18 protein-coding genes, 1 other RNA gene and 1 pseudogene are annotated in these 21,138 nt (G+C 65.7%); 9 read left to right on the top strand and 11 right to left on the bottom strand.

Going from position 1 to position 21,138, the window contains the following annotated elements:
• Nucleotides 1–62: 62 nt before the first annotated feature.
• Nucleotides 63–1,448: an APC family permease gene (locus ABQY74_RS14255; protein ID WP_349791913.1), complete on the bottom strand. Its 1,386-nt coding sequence runs from the start codon at nucleotides 1,446–1,448 to the stop codon at nucleotides 63–65.
• Nucleotides 1,449–1,643: 195 nt separating this feature from the next.
• Here ABQY74_RS14255 and ABQY74_RS14250 point away from each other — a divergent pair, with 195 nt between their 5' ends.
• The 8 genes from ABQY74_RS14250 (at nucleotide 1,644) to cydB (ending at nucleotide 11,543) form a co-directional block, all read left to right on the top strand.
• Complete coding sequence (locus tag ABQY74_RS14250) at nucleotides 1,644–2,408, top strand: LuxR family transcriptional regulator (RefSeq protein WP_039515206.1); 765 nt, start codon at nucleotides 1,644–1,646, stop codon at nucleotides 2,406–2,408.
• A gap of 249 nt (nucleotides 2,409–2,657) precedes the next feature.
• The gene (locus ABQY74_RS14245) at nucleotides 2,658–3,599 is read left to right on the top strand and encodes a proline iminopeptidase-family hydrolase (RefSeq protein WP_104594498.1); all 942 of its coding nucleotides are present in this window, start codon (nucleotides 2,658–2,660) and stop codon (nucleotides 3,597–3,599) included.
• An 821-nt stretch (nucleotides 3,600–4,420) separates the two neighbouring features.
• Nucleotides 4,421–5,482, top strand: a complete 1,062-nt coding sequence (locus tag ABQY74_RS14240; RefSeq protein ID WP_039526156.1) for a polysaccharide lyase family 1 protein — start codon at nucleotides 4,421–4,423, stop codon at nucleotides 5,480–5,482.
• Nucleotides 5,483–5,740: 258 nt separating this feature from the next.
• Nucleotides 5,741–7,129: an amino acid permease gene (locus ABQY74_RS14235; RefSeq protein ID WP_104553922.1), complete on the top strand. Its 1,389-nt coding sequence runs from the start codon at nucleotides 5,741–5,743 to the stop codon at nucleotides 7,127–7,129.
• Nucleotides 7,130–7,414: 285 nt separating this feature from the next.
• On the top strand, nucleotides 7,415–8,644 hold the full coding sequence (locus tag ABQY74_RS14230; RefSeq protein ID WP_104553923.1) for a dipeptidase: 1,230 nt from the start codon (nucleotides 7,415–7,417) through the stop codon (nucleotides 8,642–8,644).
• Nucleotides 8,645–8,867: 223 nt separating this feature from the next.
• Nucleotides 8,868–8,944, top strand: a non-coding RNA gene (locus tag ABQY74_RS14225) — sX9 sRNA.
• Between the two features lie 185 nt (nucleotides 8,945–9,129).
• Entirely contained in the window at nucleotides 9,130–10,527 is a 1,398-nt protein-coding gene (locus ABQY74_RS14220; protein ID WP_039813363.1) for a cytochrome ubiquinol oxidase subunit I, read from the top strand.
• A complete protein-coding gene (gene cydB, locus ABQY74_RS14215; protein WP_039515200.1) occupies nucleotides 10,527–11,543 on the top strand; it encodes a cytochrome d ubiquinol oxidase subunit II in 1,017 nt (338 codons plus the stop codon). Before ABQY74_RS14220 ends, cydB begins: the two co-directional genes overlap by 1 nt.
• Nucleotides 11,544–11,580: 37 nt before the next feature.
• On the opposite strand, the gene ABQY74_RS14210 is transcribed toward cydB, so the two are convergent.
• The 5 genes from ABQY74_RS14210 to ABQY74_RS14190 form a co-directional block, all read right to left on the bottom strand.
• Nucleotides 11,581–12,420 (bottom strand): prolyl oligopeptidase family serine peptidase, encoded by an 840-nt coding sequence (locus ABQY74_RS14210; RefSeq protein ID WP_051747449.1) that lies wholly within the window; start codon nucleotides 12,418–12,420, stop codon nucleotides 11,581–11,583.
• Nucleotides 12,421–12,527: 107 nt separating this feature from the next.
• Nucleotides 12,528–13,889 carry a magnesium transporter gene (gene mgtE, locus ABQY74_RS14205; protein ID WP_016904202.1) on the bottom strand — a complete coding sequence of 454 codons (1,362 nt, stop codon included), beginning with the start codon at nucleotides 13,887–13,889 and terminating at the stop codon, nucleotides 12,528–12,530.
• Between the two features lie 143 nt (nucleotides 13,890–14,032).
• Nucleotides 14,033–15,763, bottom strand: coding sequence for a phosphoenolpyruvate--protein phosphotransferase (ptsP, locus tag ABQY74_RS14200; RefSeq protein WP_039519774.1), 1,731 nt, complete (start codon nucleotides 15,761–15,763; stop codon nucleotides 14,033–14,035).
• Between the two features lie 58 nt (nucleotides 15,764–15,821).
• Nucleotides 15,822–16,091, bottom strand: coding sequence for an HPr family phosphocarrier protein (locus tag ABQY74_RS14195; protein ID WP_016904613.1), 270 nt, complete (start codon nucleotides 16,089–16,091; stop codon nucleotides 15,822–15,824).
• Nucleotides 16,084–16,407, bottom strand: coding sequence for a PTS sugar transporter subunit IIA (locus ABQY74_RS14190; protein WP_369920304.1), 324 nt, complete (start codon nucleotides 16,405–16,407; stop codon nucleotides 16,084–16,086). Before ABQY74_RS14190 ends, ABQY74_RS14195 begins: the two co-directional genes overlap by 8 nt.
• Here ABQY74_RS14190 and ABQY74_RS14185 point away from each other — a divergent pair.
• Nucleotides 16,297–16,548: pseudogene (locus ABQY74_RS14185) on the top strand (GNAT family N-acetyltransferase); the annotation flags it as partial. The gene ABQY74_RS14190 and the pseudogene ABQY74_RS14185 sit on opposite strands and share 111 nt — an antisense overlap.
• A 473-nt stretch (nucleotides 16,549–17,021) precedes the next feature.
• On the opposite strand, the gene rapZ reads toward ABQY74_RS14185, so the two are convergent.
• The 5 genes from rapZ to ABQY74_RS14160 all read right to left on the bottom strand — a co-directional run bounded on the left by rapZ (nucleotide 17,022) and on the right by ABQY74_RS14160 (nucleotide 21,120).
• Nucleotides 17,022–17,894, bottom strand: coding sequence for an RNase adapter RapZ (rapZ, locus tag ABQY74_RS14180; protein WP_039526172.1), 873 nt, complete (start codon nucleotides 17,892–17,894; stop codon nucleotides 17,022–17,024).
• Nucleotides 17,891–18,841: an HPr(Ser) kinase/phosphatase gene (gene hprK, locus ABQY74_RS14175; RefSeq protein ID WP_127159722.1), complete on the bottom strand. Its 951-nt coding sequence runs from the start codon at nucleotides 18,839–18,841 to the stop codon at nucleotides 17,891–17,893. The genes rapZ and hprK overlap by 4 nt, the downstream gene beginning before the upstream one ends.
• The gene (locus tag ABQY74_RS14170) at nucleotides 18,838–19,296 is read right to left on the bottom strand and encodes a PTS sugar transporter subunit IIA (RefSeq protein WP_026064839.1); all 459 of its coding nucleotides are present in this window, start codon (nucleotides 19,294–19,296) and stop codon (nucleotides 18,838–18,840) included. Before ABQY74_RS14170 ends, hprK begins: the two co-directional genes overlap by 4 nt.
• Nucleotides 19,297–19,317: 21 nt before the next feature.
• Nucleotides 19,318–19,635: a ribosome hibernation-promoting factor, HPF/YfiA family gene (gene hpf, locus ABQY74_RS14165; RefSeq protein WP_016904608.1), complete on the bottom strand. Its 318-nt coding sequence runs from the start codon at nucleotides 19,633–19,635 to the stop codon at nucleotides 19,318–19,320.
• An 87-nt stretch (nucleotides 19,636–19,722) separates the two neighbouring features.
• Nucleotides 19,723–21,120 (bottom strand): RNA polymerase factor sigma-54, encoded by a 1,398-nt coding sequence (locus ABQY74_RS14160; RefSeq protein WP_024938738.1) that lies wholly within the window; start codon nucleotides 21,118–21,120, stop codon nucleotides 19,723–19,725.
• Nucleotides 21,121–21,138: the final 18 nt, after the last annotated feature.

The raw sequence follows: 21,138 nt of genomic DNA, 5'->3' as shown, positions 1-21,138 counted from the left end.
CAAGCAGGCATGTCGACGACTCCGGCAGCCAGCAGCAAGGCTGCATATCGGCTCGCGACGGATTACTCCAACGCGTCGCTGGCGCGGAAGTCGGTCGAGCGACCACTGGCTTTGAGAAACCCCAACACTGCGAGCCCGACCACCATCCAGGCCGTGCCGCCGAGTTGCGCATGCTGGTCGGCATTGATCAGCACATAAGCCAGGATCAAGATGCCGATCAACGGCGTGGCAACATGCAACAGCACGCTGCGGCCCTGTCCGCGGAAATGCCACAGCACCGCCACGTGCAACAGGATGAAGGCGGTCAGTGCGCCGACATTGCACAACGAGGACAGCAGCGCGATCTGGCCGACGAAGACTTCGCCCAGCACCATGCTCAAGCCCGCCACCAGCAGGATGGCGCGCTGCGGCACGCCGGTGCGTGGATGGATGTAGCGCAGAAAGGCCGGTAGCTGGCGGTCGCGCGCCATGGCGAACAACAGGCGCGAGGTGGCGGCCTGCGCCACCAACGAATTGGCGATCGCCGCACTGATCGCGACCGTGAGTGCAATGACGATCTGCAACCACGGCCCGGCGATCAGGCGCCCGATCTCGAAGAACGCATCGTTGGAGGCCTGCGCGCTGGGATAGCGTTGCAGGGTGGGCTGCAGCAGCGCGGCCAGCCAGGTCTGCAGCACGAACAAGCCGGCCACCAGCAACAGCGCCAGCAGGGTCGCGCGCCCGACCACGCGGTTGCCGCCACGGGTTTCTTCGGACAACGTGGAGATCGCATCGAAGCCCAGGAACGACACCACCGCCACCGACAAGGCGCTGAAGATCAGCTGCGGCGAAAAGGCCTGCGGGTTGTAGAACGGACGCAGGTTCCAGTGCGCACCATTGACGCCACGCTGGATCGCCAGGCTGGCTAGCACCACGAACACCGCCAGCACCACCAGCTGCGCGTAGAGGAAGAAGCGATTGGCACGCGCGGTGGTTTCGATGCCGCGCAGGTTGACCAGCGTGTTGAGCACCACGAAGAAGGCGATCCACGCCGGCTGCGGCACCGCCGGCAACACGTTGTGCATGGCGTTGGCGCCGACCACGTAGAGCAGGGTGGGCACCAGCAGATAATCCAGCAGGATCGCCCAGCCGGCCAGAAAGCCCATGCCGCTGCTCAGGCCGCGTCCCACATACGCATACACCGAGCCAGCGACCGGAAACGCCTGCGACATCTGCTGGTAGCTCAACGCGGTGAACAGCATCGCCACGAAGCCGAGCAGGTAGGTCAGCGGCACCATCCCGGCACTGATGTCGAACACGCCGCCGAAAATGGAGAACGGCGCGGTTGGCACCATGGACACCAGCCCGTAGATCAGCAGGTCCTTGAGCGTCAGCTGCCGCTTGAGCTCCTGGGTGTAGCCAAAGCGTTCCAGCGCGGCCGCATCGTTGCGGCGGGAGGTATCGGTCATGCAGGTGTCCGCTGAAAGGAATGCCGGGTCGCGACGCAGGCGCCGTGGGAGCGTCTGCAGGTCGATGCTGCAGTGCAGCCATCCGACCGGCATTGTGACGATAATGTGGCCGCCAAGCCCATCCATTGGTAAAAGTGCTAGGTTTTCCCTGCTGGATGTCATCCAGCGGCATACGTCGACACCGAAGGACCCACCATGTTCGACACTCTGGCCAGCCTGGGCCGCGACCTGCAGGCGCTGCACACGCTCAATGCCTGCCTGGACCGGGTGTTTTCCGACGTCTGCGGGCTGGGCTTCCAGTCACTGGTCTACGACTACGCGCCGGTCCCGCTGAGCCTGGAAGGGGCATTGATCACCCCGTCGGTGTTCATGCAGCGCAATGCGCCGGGCGACATGCAGCACATCTGGTGCGAGCACGGCTATTACCAGCACGACCCGGTGCAGCAGCGTGCGACGCGCCGCACCACGCCATTCGTGTGGTCCTACCGCAGCGACGGGGAGATGGAGGGCGTGGAATACGTCGGCAGCCAGCATCGGCAGGTCACGCGTTATCTGTGCGATAGCGGTATGGGAACCGGTGTCACCGTGCCCCTGCACCTGCCGGGTGGCGCGTTCGCGACGTTCAGCGCTGCGGTCGATGCGGTGGCCGCCGAGGCGCCACGGCTGGCCGAAGCGCAGCTGTCGCCATTCCTGCTGCTGGCGCATACCTTCCAGGCACGCGCACAGGAGTTGCTCGATCCGCAGGAACGCCGCTGCCACCACATCGTGCTGACCCGCCGCGAGCGCGAGTGCCTGCAGTACTCGGCCAAGGGGCTGACAGCCAAGAGCATCGCCGCTGCGCTCAACCGTTCCACCGCCACGGTAAACCTGCATCTGAACTCGGCAGCGCGCAAGCTGGGTGCGCGCAATCGCGTCGAGGCCGTCGTGCGCGGCATGCATTATCGATTGCTGGAGCCGTAAGCGCGGCGGGTTCAGCGCCTGCGACGGCACGCCGCGATAGGCGATTTCCCTGCAGCGAAAGTTTGCGATCGGCAGGCGCAATCGCTGCACGGGTTGGTGCCCGTCCTGGCGACCGATGATGCGCCCGGCCGCGCGCGAAGCCGGCTCCGAGCTTCGAAAGCGCCACGAACCTGGGAGTTTTGCCAGTTAACGCGCGGCGGTTGCCTCGCTAGGCTCGGCGCTCATTCTTGCCGTTAGCAGGCGCAGGTCATGCAGTCCACCGAGGGTTACGTCGAATTTCGTGGGTACCGGACCTGGTACCGCATCACCGGCGACCTGCGCAGCGACGCCTGCCCGCTGATCGTGCTGCACGGCGGCCCCGGCTGCACCCACGATTATGTGGACAGCTTCAAGGACCTGGCGGCCAATGGACGCGCGGTGATCCATTACGACCAGCTCGGCAACGGCAAGTCCACCCATCTTCCCGATGCGGACCCCGGTTTCTGGACGGTGGGGCTGTTTCTGGACGAGTTGCAGGCCCTGATCACGCAGTTGGGGCTGTCGCAATACGCGCTGCTCGGGCAGTCCTGGGGCGGGATGCTGGCGGCCGAGCATGCGGTGCGGCGGCCGGCCGGCCTGCGTGCGCTGGTGATTGCCAACTCCCCGGCATCGATGGGCTTGTGGCGCGCTGCGGCGCTGCGGCTGCGTGCGCGCCTGCCCGAGGACATCCAGGCGGCGCTGGACGCGCACGAAGCGGCCGGCACCTTGGACGACCCGGCCTATCGCGCCGCAAGCCAGGTGTTCTACGCCCAGCACGTCTGCCGCGTGTTGCCCTGGCCTGCGGAAGTGGCGCGCACCTTCGCCGCCATCGATGCCGACCCGACCGTGTATCACGCCATGAATGGCCCGACCGAATTCCACGTGATCGGCAGCCTGCGCAACTGGAGCATCATCGAGCGCCTGCACCGCATCAATGCGCCCACGCTGGTGCTGTCGGGCAAGTACGACGAGGCCACACCGGAAACGGTGGAGCCGTATGCACGCCTGATCCCGGACGCGCGGTGGCATGTGTTCGCCAATTCCAGCCATATGCCGCATGTGGAAGAACGCCCGGCGTGCATGCGCCTGGTCGGCAACTTCCTCGACGACCAGACGCCGTGGCCCGGCGAGCAGCTGGTGCATGCGTCGGCGGCAGCTAGTCGCGCTGTTTGAGCGGATGGGGTGGGGTGTATGAGTGCACGTGAAGCAGAGCGTGCCCGGCTGCGGTGCGCAGCTGCGACGCGTCGCGATTGAGCATGCGCTGCCTTGCTTGCGCATCGATGCGTCAGCGTGAGCAATGATTGAAGAGTCCTCCTGTCGATACACGCAGCTATGCCTTAACCGCGTGTCGCTGAGCCGACACATCCAATGCGGATTGCCAGGCTACGGTCGAACACCACCTGACGCACCACGTGGTCGGACCGAAGCGGCCTGACAATGTCGAAAGAGGCTGGTCGTAGCGCCAGTGCTCGCCCACTGTCGCGATTGATCCAAAGGCGCAATCACGCATCGTCTTCTGCAATGCGGCATCAAATGCCGTGTAAACCGCACAAGCCATGCAAACCGCGTGTCTGCGATGGCGCTGCTGCTACGCACCAATGAAGCTCACAACACACGTTCGTGTGCAGTGACCACTGCGCAGCATTTCGTGTTGCACTTCAATGCTTAAAAAACGCAGCTGCCACTAGCAACTGCGGTCGAAAGCGCGCGTGAGTAAACCAGCATTCGCCTGCGTTTGCATGCATGAAAAATACATCTGCATAAGCACAAAAATACTGCGCACGCCGCAACGGTGTCCTGTCCCGGGTGTCTCTTGCTGTCTCTTTCGCATGTCCTGCACGGAGAACACCGTGGTGCGTCAAAGTTTCAGTGATGGATAATTGTTTTATGTTTTAAATCGCGCGAAGAATGCGGCCCCCACGCACCGCTTTGCTGTTGTCATCGCTCCGGCGCAGGCAGCACGCATCGCTTTTCCACACTTTGGGAGAGGCTGCATGATCATCAAGACATTCCAGGGCGCAGTTGCGCTTGCCCTGTCCGCCTGTGCTGCGGGCGCCATCGCCGGCCCGGTCGGGTACGGTGCCGGCACCACCGGCGGCGGCAACAAGACACCGGTCACTGTGACCACCTTCGAGGCGATGCAGGCTGCGATCGACAGTTATTCCGGCAGCGGCGGGTTGGTGCTCAACTACACCGGCAAGTTCGACTTCAGCAGCATCAAGGACGTCTGCGCACAGTGGAAGTTGCCGGCCAAGACCGTGCAGATCAAGAACAAGAGCAACATCACCATCAAGGGGGCCAACGGCTCATCGGCCAACTTCGGGCTTTGGGTGGTAGGCAACTCCAGCAACGTCATCATCCAGAACATGACCATCGGCCTGCTGCAGGGCGGTGAAGATGCCGACTCGATTTCGCTGGAAGGCAATTCCAGCGGCTCGCCCTCCAAGATCTGGGTCGACCACAACACCGTGTTCGCCTCCTTGACCAAGTGCTCGGGCGCCGGCGATGCGTCTTTCGATGGCGGCATCGACATGAAGAAGGGCACCCATCACGTCACCGTGTCCTACAACCACGTCTACAACTACCAGAAGGTCGCGCTCAACGGATACAGCGACAGCGACACCAAGAATTCGGCCGCGCGCACCACCTATCACCACAACCGCTTCGAGAACGTCGAATCGCGCGTGCCGTTGCAACGGCGTGGGCTGAGCCATATCTACAACAACTATTTCAACAACGTCACCACCTCGGGCATCAACGTGCGCATGGGCGGGGTGGCCAAGATCGAGTCCAACTACTTCGAGAACATCAAGAACCCGGTGACCTCGCGCGACAGCAGCGAGATCGGCTACTGGGACCTGATCAACAACTACGTCGGTAGCGGCATCACCTGGGGCACCCCGGATGGCAGCAAGCCGTACGCCAACGCCACCAACTGGATCACCACCAAGGTGTTCCCGGAACCGCTGGGCTACACCTATAGCATCACCCCGGCCGCACAGGTCAAGGCCAAGGTGATCGCCACCGCCGGTGCGGGCACCAACCTGGCCGAGTAAGCGGCAACAGGGTGCGGTCACATGGATCCCCGGCCTGGCCGGGGATTCTTGTCTGTGGGTGCAGCTGGTTCGTGCATCGCCGGTTCGCAGCCAGGCATGGCGGCACCGGTGGTTGCGTACGTGCGGTGAATCCATGGCGGTGGATGCAGGCAAGCGCCCGCCCGGCTTGATCGACCTCGCTCCGGCGCCGGCGTCAAGAGGCGCGGCAGGCGCCGCGACGCGGTATCGTGTCGCGATTCCATCCATGCAAACCCTTCCATGCCGCTTCCAACCGATCCCGTTGCTGAGCACGCTCCGTCCGCCGCGCCCACCTTGCGCCACGCGCTGAAACCTCGGCAATTGATGATGATGGGCCTGGGCACGGCGATCGGCGCCGGGCTGTTCCTGGGTTCGGGCGTGGGGATCCACGCGGCGGGGCCGGCAGTGCTGGTGTCGTACCTGATCGCTGGAGCGCTGGTGATCATCGTAATGAACGCGCTGGGCGAAATGGCCGCGTCCAAACCGGCCAGCGGCGCGTTTTCGGTGTATGCAGCCGACGCGATGGGGCCGACCGCCGGTGCGACGGTGGGCTGGTTGTGGTGGCTGCAGATCGTGGTGGTGATCGCCGCCGAAGCGGTCGGCGCGGCGGGCCTGCTCGCCTCGGTATGGCCGGCGTTGTCGGTGCCATTGCTGGCGGTGGTGTTCATGGCCACCTTCACCGCGATCAATTTGCTTGGCGTGCGCAATTTCGGCGAGTTCGAGTTCTGGTTCGCCATCCTCAAGGTCGTTGCGATCGTGGTGTTCCTGCTGATCGGTGTGGCCTTGCTGGCCGGCTGGTTGCCCGGCGTGGTGTCGCCGGGGCTGTCCAACTTCACCCAGAACGGCGGATTCGCGCCCAAGGGGCTGGCCGGCATCGGCTCGGCGTTGCTGGTGGTGGTGTTCGCCTTCGGCGGCACCGAAATCGTGGCAGTGGCCGCCGCGGAAACCGCCGACCCGGGCCGCAGCCTGGCACGCACGATTCGCACCGTGGCCTGGCGCATCCTGGTGTTCTACATCGGCTCGATCAGCGTGATCGTGGCGGTGGTGCCGTGGACCAGCGCGGCGCTCAGCTCGCCGTTCGCCGCCGTGCTGGAGGTGGCGCGCATTCCCGGCGCGGCCACCGCCATCACCCTTGTCGCCGTGGTGGCCTTGCTGTCTGCGCTCAACGCCAATCTGTATGGCGCCTCGCGGATGATCTTCTCATTGGCGCAACGCGGCGAAGCGCCGCGCTTGCTTGGCAGGACCAGTGGTGAGCAGGTGCCGCTGGTGGCGGTGATCGCCAGCGTGCTGTTCGGGTTTGCCGCAGCCGCGCTGGAACTGCTGTACCCCAACAAGGTGTTGCCGATGCTGCTCAACATCGTCGGCGCCACCTGCCTGCTGGTGTGGACGATCTCGCTGCTGTCGCAGCTGATCCTGCGCGCACGCGCCGACCGCGCCGGCATCGCGCTGCCGTTCCGCATGCGGGGTTATCCGTTTCTGACCTTGCTGGCCCTGGGGATCCTGGCGGTGATCTTCGTGCTGCTGGCGTCCTCGGCGGACACCCGTGCGCAGTTCCTGTCGATGGTCGGTCTGACTATCTTTATCGCCGTGGTCAGCGAAGTGGCGCGACGCGTGCGTGCGCGGACATGAGCGTATAGGTCAACGTTGCTGAGTGCCTGATCGTCCAGCGGCGCAAACACGGCGGCAGTGCGCTGTTGCACACTGTCGAAGCGAGAACACGCAAGCAGTCTTGCGGTTTCCTTTCCACCAGACAGGCGAGTGGCTGGATCTGCTGATCCAGCTCGGCTACTGTCATTCGGCCGATTCTGTTTGTTGCATCGGTTGGCTGGAAAACATCGGCGCGCCAGCGCGCGACGATGAAAATGCATCGCTTCATTCCTTGATTGTTTCAGCAGTCATCGCCGGGGTTCGTGCATGCATGCCGTTTCGTCCGAGAATTCTGCTGCCTTGCCTGCCGCCCGCACACTGGAGGCGGTGCATGCGCTGGCCTATCCGGTCGATACGCATCTGGACTCCCTGTATCTGTCGCGCCTGGGTGGCTTCGATTACTGGAAGGGCGACTGGAAAGCGCATCGACGCTCGCTGATCCTCTGGCTGATGTCCAAGACCTCGCCAAGAGGTCGCAACCAACCGCTGATGTACCACGTCAGCGGCCCGGACTTTCTGGCCGGCGGCTACGGCGCTGCCTGCTTCAGCGCCCACGCGTTGTGGGAGAACCTCTTCGGCGCGCCGTTTCTCGACCCCTGGAACAACTGGGTGGAGCATCAGCGCTATGTCGAGGAGATGGTGGCCGCGAGCAACGGTCGGATGCGGCTGGCACGCAGCGCCGCCGAGCTGCGCGCGGTTCGGGCCGAAGGTCTTTGCTGCGCCATCCTGTCGCTGGAGGGTGCGCATATGCTCGGCCCACGCGGAGTCCGCAGCCAGGCGCTGCGGCTGGAGCGTCTGGACATCGCTGCCAGGGCCGGCGCCGCCTATGTGACGCTCAACCATTTCAGCCATACCGACATCTCCCAGGCCGGCTATGCGCCGCTCAATCCGTGGCGCGGGATCGAAGGGGCGGGGCTGTCGGAATTCGGCCGCAAGGTCGTGGAGCGCTGCATCGATGTCGGACTGCTGGTGGATCTTTCGCATACCTCCAGCCAGGGCGTCCTCGATGCCTGCGCCATCTGCATCCGTCGCAACGTGCCTTCCTTCGCCTCGCATGCCGCATCGCGCAGCGTCACTCGTGGCGCCGAGACGCGGCCGTCGCGTCATCTCGACCGCGGGCTCGACGACGCGGCGATCCGCGCCATCGTCCAGACCGGTGGCTGCATCAGTGTCATTCTGGCGCCGTACTTTCTGCAACATGCCTATCTGGCCGACGGCAAGCCGAACATGGATGCCGATCTCGCCTTTGTCGTGGGCTACTACGAAGCCTTTGCCCGACAGATCGCCGCCATGGGGATCGTCGAGGATCCGTGGAAGCACCTGAGTTTCGGCAGCGATTTCGATGGTGGCATTTCCAGCTTGCCGACCGGTCTGCGCAGCGGCGCGGATCTGCCCAGACTCACGCAGGCGATGATGGATGCCGGCTGGCCCACGCAACGCATTGTCGATGTGTACAGCGGCAATTTCCTGCGGGTCTGGGAGCGGGTGCGGCCGTAGCGTTTTCCGGTGACCTGCGTGCGGATGCGGTGGGGCAGCGCGGCGAGCTTCCATCGCGTGCCGGTGTGCACCTGCGAGAGCCGGGTGCATCACGGTGACCGGCCTGTGTGCAACGCGTCTGCGTGCAAGGAATGCGCGCTGCATTGCACACCGGGTGTAGCATCGCCGAGAGGGCCAACAAAGCGACAACGTCAGGCAGGTGCGGCCGGTGCTACGAATCGGCATGAGCCACGCCTGCGCTGCGGTTCCGGGCGCGCCGTCCGCACCCACCTGACGGCCACTCGCTGCGTGTTGTGGGTCGCTGCTGGCTGCACAAGCGCGGCAATTTGCCGCAGATGCGACGCCGTGTCGCATCGGGAACGAGCACGACCGTCCTTATGATGATCCCGTAGCGCAGAGGTCGCGATCGACCGGCACTGGTGTTCGGCAATCGACCTGCAACCTATGCGCTGATGCTGCCCCATCTTTTTCCTGGAGGATTCTCCATGGATGCCTTGCTGTTATCGCGGATCCAGTTCGGATTCGTCATCGCATTCCACGTGCTGTTTCCCGCATTCACCATCGGGCTGTCCAGCCTGCTGGCATTTCTCGAGTGGCGCTGGCTGCGCACCCGGCTGCCGGTGTGGCGCGAGCTGTATTTCTTCTGGCAGAAGATCTTCGCGGTGTCGTTCGGCATGGGCGTGGTCAGCGGCATCGTGATGGCCTTCCAGTTCGGGGCCAACTGGCCGGAGCTGAGCCGGATCGCCGGCAGCGTGATCGGCCCGTTGCTGAGCTACGAAGTGTTGACCGCGTTCTTCCTCGAAGCCAGTTTCCTGGGCGTGATGATGTTCGGCTGGGGGCGCATTTCCGAGCGCCTGCATTTCCTGGCGACCTGCATGGTGGCGCTGGGCACGCTGTTTTCCACGTTCTGGATCCTTTCGTCCAACAGCTGGCTGCAGACCCCGGCCGGCTATGAGGTGGTGGACGGCATCGTGCATCCGGTGGCGTGGCTGAAGATCATCTTCAACCCCTCGTTCCCGTATCGGCTTGCGCATATGGCGCTGGGCTCGTTCATCACCACCTGCTTTGTGGTCGGTGCGGTGGGGGCGTGGTATCTGCATCGCGGCGTGCACCGCGAGGCCGGGCTGCGCATGCTCAAGCTGGCGGTGGCCTTCGCGGCGATCACCGTGCCGCTGCAGATCTTCGTTGGCGACATGCATGGCTTGAACACGCTCAAGCACCAGCCGATGAAGATCGCGGCGATGGAAGCGCACTGGCATGACGAAGGCCAGGGCAAGGGGTTTCCGCTGGTGCTGTTCGCCCTGCCCAATGCGCAGGCCGAGCGCAACGATTACGAGGTGGCAATCCCGCGCCTGGGCAGCCTGATCCTGACCCACAGTGCGGAAGGCAGCATTGCGCCGCTGACCTCGGTGCCGGCGGCCGATCGCCCGCCGGTGACGCCGGTGTTCTTCGCCTTCCGCATCATGGTCGGGCTGGGCTCGTTGATGCTGCTGGTGGCCTGGGTCTCGGCGTTCGCCTGGTGGCGCGGCAAGTTGCTGCAGTGGCGCTGGTTGCTGGCGACCTGGCGCTGGATGTTGCCGAGCGGCTTCATCGCGCTGGTGTCGGGCTGGTTCGTCACCGAGATGGGTCGGCAGCCGTATGTGGTCTATGGCCTGTTGCGCACCGCCGATGCCGTGGGCCCGCAATCGACGCTGATGACCGCAATCTCGCTGGCGGTGTACGTGGTCGGCTATGCGTTCGTGTTCGGCTGGGGCATCTGGTACCTGGTCAAGATCGGCAAGATCGGCCCGACCCCGCATGACGCGCCGCAGCTGGACCACGGTGAACACACCCCGGCACGGCCGCTGTCGGCGGCCGACGAACCGATCGACGGAGCCGCATGATGGACATGAGCAGCGTATTGCCGGTGGCGTGGTTCGCGGTGATCGGCTTCGGGGTGCTGATGTACGTGGTGCTGGACGGCTTCGTGCTCGGCATCGGCATCCTGGCGCCTTTCCGCAAGGACGAGGCGCAGCTGGATCTGATGATGAATACCGCCGCGCCGATCTGGGACGGCAACGAGACCTGGCTGGTGCTGGGCGGGGCAGGGCTGCTGGCGGCGTTTCCCAAGGCGTACGCGGTGATCCTGTCGGCGCTGTATCTGCCGGTGCTGTTGATGGTGATGGCGCTGGTGTTCCGCGGCGTGGCGTTCGAGTTCCGCTTCAAGGCGCATCGCTCGCGGCGGCTGTGGAGCAATGCCTTCGCTGCCGGCTCGATCCTGGCCACGTTTGCGCAGGGCGTGATCCTGGGCGCGCTGGTGCAGGGCCTGCCGATCGAAAACGACCGCTATGTCGGCGGCATCTGGGGCTGGTTCAGTCCGTTCGCGATGCTGACCGGCGCGGCGCTGGTGTTCGGCTACGCGCTGCTCGGCAGCACCTGGCTGATCCTCAAGACCGAAGGTCATGTGCAACAGCTCGCGCGGCAGTTGAGCCGGCCGCTGACCATCAGCGTGCTGATCTTCATCGGCCTGGTCAGTGCGTGGTTGCCGTCGCTGCAATCGCATGTGATGGACCGCTGGTTCAGCGGCGCGCATTACCTGTGGCTGATGCCGGTGCCGGTGCTGGTCGCCATCGTCGGCTTCGCGCTCTGGCGCTGCACCGAAGCGGGGCGGCCGGATACGCCGCCGTTCCTGCTGGCGATGGGCCTGTTCGTGCTCGGCTTCCTCGGCCTGGTGCTGGGCATGTGGCCGTATCTGGTGCCGCCGGTCTACACCATCTGGCAGGCCGCCGCGCCGCCGTCGTCGCAGCTGTTCGCACTGATCGGCCTGGTGGTGCTGCTGCCGCTGATCCTGGGCTACACGGTGTGGTCGTACCGCGTGTTCCGCGGCAAGATCACCGCCGATACCGGCTATCACCACTGACCGGGCGCAGACCGCATCGGCGCGGTGCGCCGCCCGCTCAGCGCAGGCGTTGCTTGAACATCCACTCCCACATCGCCGGGTCTGCGTAGGTTGCGTCCCAGGCGTTGTGGTTGCCGTCCGGATATTCGCTGTAGCGCACATTGGCGCCGATGCCCTTGGCGGCGCGGTACAGCGCACGGTCGTCGTGCGGTGGCACCGAGTCGTCCTTGGCGCCATGGAACATCCAGATCGGCACGTGCCTGAGCTGGGTGACCGCAGCGGTATACGGGTCGGCTTCCTTGGCCACCAGGCTGACGTAGAGCGTGCGACGCTCATCGCGCGGGGCCTTGAGCGCGCCGCAGATCGGCACGATCGCGGCAAAGCGCTGCGGCTGCATCAGGCCGATTTCCCAGGCGCCATAGCCGCCCATCGAGATGCCGGTGAGATAGGTGCGCTGCGGGTCGGCACCGAATTCGGCACTGGCCGCATCCAGCGCCGCGATTGCCATGCGTGCATTGATTCCCAGCCACTCCTCGTCGTCGGGCACCTGCGGCAGCACCACCAGCGCCGGGAACTCGGCAGTGTGTTCGCTCAGGTAAGGGCCGACGCCCACTTCGGCCTGATCGCGCCCGTTGTCGCCGCGTTCGCCCGAGCCATGCAGGAACAGCACGATGGGGCGCGGTTGCGGCGCCTTGGAGGTCGGCACAAACACCTGATAGCGGTAGAGCCGTCCTTCCAGCTCCAGCGTGCGGGTGACGAAATGGCCGCGGCGCCCGTCGTGGTGGCGCTCAGCCATGCTGGAACAGCCAGCCAGCAGCAGCGCAAGAATCGCAAGAACAAGACAACGTCGGATCACGCACACCCCCTGACCGATGACATACCCGCAGTATCGCCGCATGCAGCTGTGCTGGCATGTCGCATTGCGGCGATTTCTGTCGAATATTCATCTGATTGTCGCCGCGGTGTGCTCGGCGCAACGTTGATCGCCATGGCCCGACACGGCGACTACGGCAGCAGGATCAGCGTCGCCAGGCCGAGGAAGCTCAGGAACCCCATCACGTCGGTCAGCGTGGTCAGGATCACGCCACCGGCCAATGCCGGATCGAAGCCCAGCCGTTTCAGCGTCACCGGCACCAGCACCCCGCCGAATGCGGCGGTGAGCATGTTCAAGGTCAGCGCGGTGCCGATCACCAGCGACAGCATCGGCTGCTGGAACCAGGCCAGCACGATCAGACCCAGGCCCACGCCCAGCACCAGGCCGTTGATCAGCGCGACAGTGAGTTCCTTCTTAAGCAGGGTCATCACGTTGGAAGAGCCGATCTGGCCCAGCGCCAGGCCGCGCACCATCAGGGCCAGCACCTGGGTGCCGGCGTTGCCGCCCATGCCGGCCACGATCGGCATCAACGCCGCCAGCGCCACCAGCTTCTCGATCGTGCCTTCGAAGCGGCTGACCACGCTGGACGCGAGGAACGCGGTGCACAGGTTGATGCCCAACCAGATCAGGCGGCGGCGAAAGGCGCGCCGCGCCGGACTGAACATGTCCTCGTCCTCGTCCAGACCGGCCGCGCTCATGGCCTGGTGTTCGGCCTGTTCACGGATGATGTCGACCACGTCGTCGATGGTGATGCGGCCGAGCAGGATGTTGTTGTCGTCCACCACCGGCGCGGAAATCCAGTCGTGGTCCGAGAAGCGCCGTGCGACCTCGTCGGAGCCATCGCCGACATCGATCGCCGGTTGTTCGTCGTCGATCAGGCGATTGACCGGCGTGCTGTCCTCGTGGGTGACCAGCGCGGCCAGCGACACCCGGCCCAGGTACTGGTGGCGCCGGCTCACCACGTACAGGTGATCGGTGTGGTCTGGCAGCTCGCCGCGCAGGCGCAGATAGCGCAGCACTACATCGACATTGACGTCGGCGCGCACCGTCACCACGTCCGGATTCATCAGGCGGCCGGCAGTGTCCTCCGGGTACGACAGCACCTGCTCGAGCCGCTCGCGGTTCTCGCGGTCCATCGACTTGAGCACTTCGTCGATGACGGTGTCGGGCAGGTCTTCGACCAGATTGGCCAGATCGTCGATGTCGAGGTCTTCGACCGCGGCGACGATCTCGTCGGTGTCCATGTCGGCCAGCAGGCTTTCGCGTACTTCATCGCCGACATGCAGCAGCACTTCGCCGTCGTCTTCCGGGTCGACCAGCCCCCACACCACTTCGCGCTTGCCGGGCGGCAGCGACTCCAGCAGGTTGCCGATCTCCGCCGGCGCCAGCGTATTGACCAGCCGGCGTACCGGGCCCAGGCGTCCGCTATCGAGCGCATCGGACAGCAGTCGCAGCTGGCGCGCGGTCTTGTCGTGGCGGACGGCTTCGGCCATGCGCGGCTCCCTGGAAGAGTGGACACGTCCCGATGGAAGACGCGCTGCTGAGTCAGCACGGTATTATCGCTTGCGCACGGTGACGAAACATACAGTGCCGCTCGCAACGCGTTAGAACATCGCCTGCGCGATGACGCGACCGCTCAGCGCGCCAGGCCCTGCGCGACGGTGGCCAGCCACTTCTCGATGCCCTTGCGGTCGCGCGCGCGCAGCAGCTTGTCGCCCTGCACGCGCAACTCGCCCAGGTGGATGTCGCGCACCGCACGGCGCACTTCCAGCAGCGTGGCCGGATGCAGGCTGAACTCGGTGAGCCCCAGCGCCAGCAACATCGGCACGAAACGCGGGTCGCCCGCGATCTCGCCGCACACCGCCACCGGCTTGGCGTACGCGCGCCCGGTGGCGATCACCTGCGCGATCAGGCGCAGCACCGCCGGATGCAACGGCGAATACAGCTCGCCCAATGCCTCGTTGTTGCGATCCACCGCCAGCAGGTACTGCACCAGATCGTTGGTACCGATCGACAGGAAATCGATGTCGTCGATAAAGCAGTCCAGCGCCAGGGCCGCAGCCGGCACTTCGATCATCGCGCCCAGCGGAATGTGCTCGGCGATCTCGTGGCCTTGTTCGCGCAATTGCGCGGCCAGCTTCTTGATCTGCCGGCGCAGCAGCTGGACTTCCTCGCGGCCGCTGACCATCGGCACCAGGATGCGCACCGGCCCGTAGCCGGAGGCGCGCAGGATTGCGCGCAACTGCGCCTGCGCCACCGCAGGCCGGGCCAGCGACAACCGCACCCCGCGCAAGCCCAGCGCCGGGTTGTCCTCATCGCTCAAGGTCAGGCCGGTGCGGTCGGCCTTGTCGGCGCCCAGATCCAGGGTGCGGATGGTGACCGGTCGCCCGCTCATGCCCAGCACGGTGTCGCGATAGGTGTGGAACTGTTCTTCTTCGTCCGGCAGCTCGTTGCGCTGCAGGAACAGGAATTCGGTGCGATACAGGCCAAGGCCGCTGGCGCCGAGCGCGTGCGCCTTGGCCACGTCCTCCAGCGATTCGGCATTGGCCAGCAGCGTGATATCGACGTTGTCGCGCGTGCGCGTGGGTTTGGAGCGCAGCCGTCCGAGTTCGCGCTGCTCCTTGGCCAGCGCGCGCAGGCGCTCGCGGTAGTCGCGCAGATGCTCGGGCTTGGGGTCGACGATGACCTGGCCGGAGCCGGCATCGACAATCAATACGTCGCCATCGTCGATCCGCTGGACCGCATCGCTTACCCCCACCACCAGCGGCAGGTGCAGGCTGCGCGCCAGGATCGCGCTATGCGACAGCGCGCTGCCGGCGGTGGTGACGATGCCGACCACCCCTTGCGCCTGCAGCTGCGCCAGCTCCGACGGCGCCACGTTGTCGCAGACCAGGATCTCGCCGGCCACGCCCTTGAGGTCGGGCGCGCGCTTGTGCAAGAACGCATGGATGCGGCCGATGACGTGATCCAGGTCGTCCATGCGGCTCTTGAGGTAGGCGTCCTCCATGCCGTCGAACACCGCCGCCAACCGGTCGCGTTGCACGCGCAAGGCGTAGTCGGCGCTGTAGCGGTGGGTGCGGATCAACTCGTCCAGGCCTTGCAGCAGCTCCGGGTCGTCGAGCAGCAGCGCATGCAGTTCGAGAAACTCGCCGACCTCGCGCGCAAGCGCGCCATGCAGGCGGTCGCGCAGCTGCTGCATCTCGGTGCGTGCCGCCTCGATCGCCAGGTGCAGACGCTGCAGCTGGGTTTCCACCTGGCTGGCGGGCACGCGTTGTTCGGCCACTTCCAGCGTGTGGCTCTGGCGCACGCGCGCGCGTCCGAGTGCGTTACCGCGCGAGGCGGCGTGTCCACGCAAACGCAGGCTCATATGCGGCCCTGGCGCGGACACGCCCTGTCGGTCAGCCCCGCACCGACGCGGCGCATGCTCAGCTATCCTCGTCGAAACGACGCTCGAACAGGTCCACCAGCGCCTGCAGGGCTTGCGCCTCGTCTTCGCCATCCAGCCGCACCACCACGCTGGTGCCCTGGCCGGCGGCCAGCAGCATCACGCCCATGATGCTCTTGGCATTCACCTCGCGGCCCTTGGCCGCCAGGGTGGCGTTGCTGCGATAGGACGACAGCGTCTGCACCAGCTTGGCGGTTGCCCGCGCATGCAGTCCGAGTCGGTTGGAAACTATGAGTTCGCGTTCAAGCATCGTCGATGATCGCTCCGTTGCGGGTGCCTGCCGCCGCGGTGGCGGGCAGCTCCTGCAATCCTTGTTCGGGGTAGTTCATCACCCGCAGCAGCATCGGCAGGCTGAGCGCGGACACCCGGCGAACCGGCGTGCCGAGCTTTGCCAACCGGCTGGCGAGATTGCTGGGGCTGGCGCCGTACAGGTCGGTCATGACCAGCACGCCGTCGCCGCTGTCGACCCGTCGCATCGCCGACGAGGCCTGGGGCAACAAGGCGTCCAGGTCTGCATCGAGCGGCACATCGAACGCTTCGGTCTTCAGCGGCAACTGCCGCAACAGCCCCGTCGCCACGTTCAACAACGCCGCGCCGATGCCGGGATGAGTAATGAGGAGAATGCCACAGGCCATGCCGAAACGTTAACAGGTCGGCATGACCGCGCGATAGCGTTTGCCGACACCGATGTGTTGCGAAATGAATAGCCGTTTAGGACCGCTGCAGCGTGTCGCGTGCAGCGCATGCAGCAAGCGCGCCGCTGCCCGCATGGCAATGATCGCGACGCCCGGAGTCTGCCAATGCGAACCGCATCACAAGCGAACGCTGCAGCGCGCACCTGGCAGGCAGTCCCCGATCAGAACGTGCAGACGAAATGCACCGATCAAAAGTTTTTCCCGCAGACCCAATGCCTGCGCCAAGCCGAACAATCTGCGCCCGCAGCAAAACTAAGGAAGCAGCAGTGACAAGGACGGCCTGCAGCTCCAAATGAGCCACCAAGATCAAAGCCTCGACAGCAAGTGCGGGGCGGGGACCCGATGCCGAGGCCAACCCGCAAGGCCAAGCTTCAAAGCACAGATGTCACCGACCGTACGCACATTCCAAGCCGCATGACACCGCTTTGACGATTCCCGATTCCCGATTCCCGATTCCCCAATCCCGATTCCCCAATCCCAGCCCCTCAGTCCTGCTCACGATGAAACGTCGCCACCTCCGGCCAGCCCTGCTCGCGCGCATGCCGCGCCATGCGTTCGGCCAGATACACTGAGCGGTGCTTGCCGCCGGTGCAGCCGAAGGCGATGGTCACATAGCTGCGGGTGTCGTTGCGCAGCCGCGGCAGCCAGGTGTCGAGCAGGTCCACGATCTGCGCGCTGTAGCGCACCACGTCCGGTTCCTTGTCCAGATACTCGCGCACGCCGGCATCGCGGCCGGTCAGCGGGCGCAGTTCCGGGTCCCAGTGCGGATTGGGCAGGACGCGCGCATCGAACACGAAGTCCGCCTCCGCCGGCACGCCGCGTTTGTAGGCGAACGATTCGAACAGCAGCGACAGCCGGTCGCTGCTGCCGAGCGCGAATTCGGTGACCACGCGGCGACGCAGCTGGTGCACGTTGAGCGCGCTGGTGTCGATGATGGCATCGGCCTGCGTGCGCAGCGGTTCGGTCAACTGCCGCTCGCGGGTGATCGCTTCCGGCAAGGCCAGGCCGAGATGGCTAAGCGGGTGGCGGCGGCGGGTATCGGCGTAGCGCTTGATCAGCGCCTCGTCGCTGGCCTCGAAAAACAGCAGCCGCGCCTCGATGCCGTATTCCTGCGCGGCCTGGCGCCATTGCGCCAGCTGGGTCAGATCGCTGCGGCTGCGTACATCGATGCCCACCGCCAGGCGCTGGTCGCCGAGCGGATTGCCGCGCAGGCGGCTGCGCACGAAATCCGGCAGCAGTTCCACCGGCAGGTTGTCCGAACAGTAGTAGTCCAGATCCTCGAAGGTCTTCAACGCAACCGATTTGCCCGAGCCGGACAGCCCGCTCACGATCATCAACGTGGAGGGCGCAATACTCATGGCGTGCGTCGCTCCAGCAAGTTGCTGTGGCGGGCGATAAACATCGCCGCCGGGTCGATGCCCTTGGTGCGCAGGATATGCAGACGCGTGGCGGCTTCGGTCAGCACGGCCAGGTTGCGGCCGGGCATCACCGGCAGGGTGATCAGCGGCACGTCCAGATCCAGCACGTGCCGGCTGCCGGAATCGCCGGTCAGGCGTTCGTAGCCGGACGGGGTGGGCTCGGTCATCGGGCGGGTCAGGTGCACGATCAGGCGCAGGTACTTGTTCTTCTTCACCGCGGTGTCGCCGAACATGTCGCGCACGTTCAATACGCCCAGGCCGCGCACTTCCAGCAGGTCCTGCAGCAGTTCCGGGCAGGTACCGTCGAGTACGTCGGGGGCGATCTGGGTGAACTCGGGCGCGTCGTCGGCCACCAGCCGGTGACCGCGGCTGAGCAGCTCCAGCGCCAGCTCGCTCTTGCCCGAGCCCGCCTCGCCGGTGATCAGCACGCCGATCGAATAGATCTCCATGAACACGCCATGCAGCGTCACCCGCGGCGCCAGCGTGCGCGCCAGGTGGTAGGAGAGGTGATTGAGCAACTCGTGGCCGCGCTTGGGCGAGATCCACAGCGGCGTGTTGGATTCGTCAGCGGCCTCGCGCAGGTCTTCCGGGCAGGACTGGTTCTTGCTGATCGCCAGTGCCAGCGGCTGCACCTGGATGATCTTCTCGATGGTTTCCCAGCGTTGCCGCGCATCCAGCGAGTCCAGCCAGGCCAGCTCTTCGGTGCCCAGGATCTGCACCTTGTTGGGATAGATCACATTGAGATAGCCGGCCAGCGACGGGCGGCGTGCGTTGTTGCTGCCGGCCTCGATCTCGCGGTGCTCGCCTTTCTGGCCCGCCACCCAGCGCAGTGCCAGCTTGTCGCGTTGCTGGTCGAACAGTTCGCGTGCGGTGATGCTGGTATTCATGCGGCGCTGGCCTGTGCTGGCGGTGCGTCGGTGAGCAGCGCCATCAAGGCGTCGGCATTGGGGGCGGCGCGCAACTGCTGACGGAAGTCCGCGTCGGAAAACCGCTCGGCCAGTTCCGACAGCAGCATCAGATGTTGGTGGGTGTAGTGCGCAGGCACCGCCATTGCAAAGATCAGGTCCACCGGCTCGTCGCCACCGAAGGCCACCGGGGTGTCCAAGCGCAGCAATGCGCCACGCGGCTCGGTGAGGTTGGGGCAGCGCCCGTGCGGGATGGCAATGCCATGGCCGATGGCGGTACTGCCCAGGGCCTCGCGTTCGCACAGGTTGGCGTAGAGCTCGTCGGCGCCGGCCTGGCGGCAGGACAGCAGGTCGGCGGCGGCATGCAGGACGGTGTCGCGATCGGCGGCCGGCGACACCACGGTGCGCACGGCCGCCATCAGATCGGTTAAAGGCATGAGGGCATCAAGCGGGAAGCGTCATGCGGGATTGTCGCGCACCTCGCGTGCATGGTGGTTACATTTCTTTTCCTTGTGCTTGAGCACCAGGCGGTCGAGCTTGTCGACCAGCAGGTCGATGGCCGCATACATGCTGGAGCCGCTGGCATCTGCGTGCAGGGTGCGACCGGGGAGGTTGACGGTGGCGACCACGTGATGGTCTGGCTTGCGAACGGCCAGCTGGGTTCGGACTTCACAGTGCTGGTCGAAATGGCGCTGCAGTCGCTGCAGCTTGCTTGCCACGTACTCCCGCAGCGCGGGGGTCACTTCAAGCTGGTGGCCATACGTCTCGATACGCATCGGATACCTCCATTGGTCGGTGGGCCAATGAACCTTTCCGGTGCTCCGACTCACCCGGCGCAGGCCGGCGTTGCGGTGGGTGCAACGTCAGGCGATACGCACGCGTTCGTGGGAGGCGGAAATGTTCATGGCCTCACGATACTTCGCAACGGTGCGCCGCGCCACTGGTACGCCGGAAGTTTTCAGCAGATCGGCCAACTTGGCGTCGGACAGCGGTTTGCGCGGGTTTTCCGCCTCGATCAGGCGCCGGATCATGGCCTGGATGGCGGTGCTGGAAGCCTCGCCGCCGCTGTCGGTGTCGATGCCGGAGGCGAAGAACGAGCGCAGCGCGATGGTGCCGCGCGGGGTGCGCACGTATTTGCGCGCGATCGCGCGGGAAATGGTGGATTCGTGCAGGCCGAGCTCGCCGGCGATCTCGCGCAGGGTCAGCGGGCGCAAGGCCTGCGCGCCGAATTCCAGGAACCCGGCCTGGTGCTGCAGCAGGCAGCGCACCACCCGCAGCAGGGTCTCGCCGCGCGCCTCCAGGCTCTTGAGTAGCCAGCGCGCCTCCTGCAGCTGGCCGCGCAGGTAGCCGGCGTCGGACTCGCCGCAACTGCGGATCAGGTTCTCGTAGCCGCGGTGGATGGTGACCTTGGGCTGCGCGCGGCCGGCCAGCGAGGCCCGCCACACGCCGCGCTGGCGCCAGATCACGCAGTCCGGCACCACGTAGGTGTCCTGCGACAGGTCGCCGATCTGCTTGCCCGGGCGCGGGTCCAGCGAGCGCACCAGCTGGACCGCCTGCTCGACATCGGCGGTGGAGCGCTTGAGTTCGTGCGCCAGGCCGGCCACGCCGCTGCGCGGCAGGCGCTCGAGCGGGCCGGCGACGATCTGCAGCGCCAGCTCGCGCCCCGGAGTGGCCGGGTCGAGCACCGCCAGCTGCAGTGCCAAGCATTCGCCCAGAGTGCGCGCACCCACGCCGACCGGGTCGAAGCGCTGGATCTGGTGCAGCACGGTCAGGACTTCTGCCTCGTCCACCGCCGCACCGAGCGCCAGCGTTTCCAGGATCGCCGACAGCGGCTCGCGCAGGTAGCCGTCCTCATCCAACGCATCGATCAGCAGCGCGCCGATCTGGCGGTCGCGCGGCGACAGCGGCGACAGGTGCAGCTGCCACAACAGATGGTCGGCCAGGGTCTCGGATTCGGCCACGCGCTCGGCCGCATCGCCGGACTCGTCGTCGTCGAAGCTGCCGCCGCTGCCCGACCCGGTCCACTGCAGTTCGTCCTGCGACCAGTCGTCATCGCGCTCGGCCGGTGCCGGTTCCTCACGCGGGGTGTCGTCGGTGGAGGCGGCCGACGACGCGTCCACCGGCAGCTCGTTGGCCGCATGCGCGGCCTCGTCGGCCCATTCCAGCAGCGGATTGGTCTCCACCGCTTCGGCGATTTCCAGTTCCAGCTCGGTGGTGGACATCTGCAATAGCTTGATCGCCTGACGCAACTGCGGCGTCATGACCAACTGCTGTCCTAG

The sequence above is a fragment of the Xanthomonas sp. WHRI 7064 genome, assembly GCF_040202355.2.
Taxonomy (GTDB): domain Bacteria; phylum Pseudomonadota; class Gammaproteobacteria; order Xanthomonadales; family Xanthomonadaceae; genus Xanthomonas; species Xanthomonas arboricola.
The sequence above is the reverse complement of the archived record's forward strand: the minus strand, read 5'-3'. Positions and strand labels throughout refer to the sequence as shown.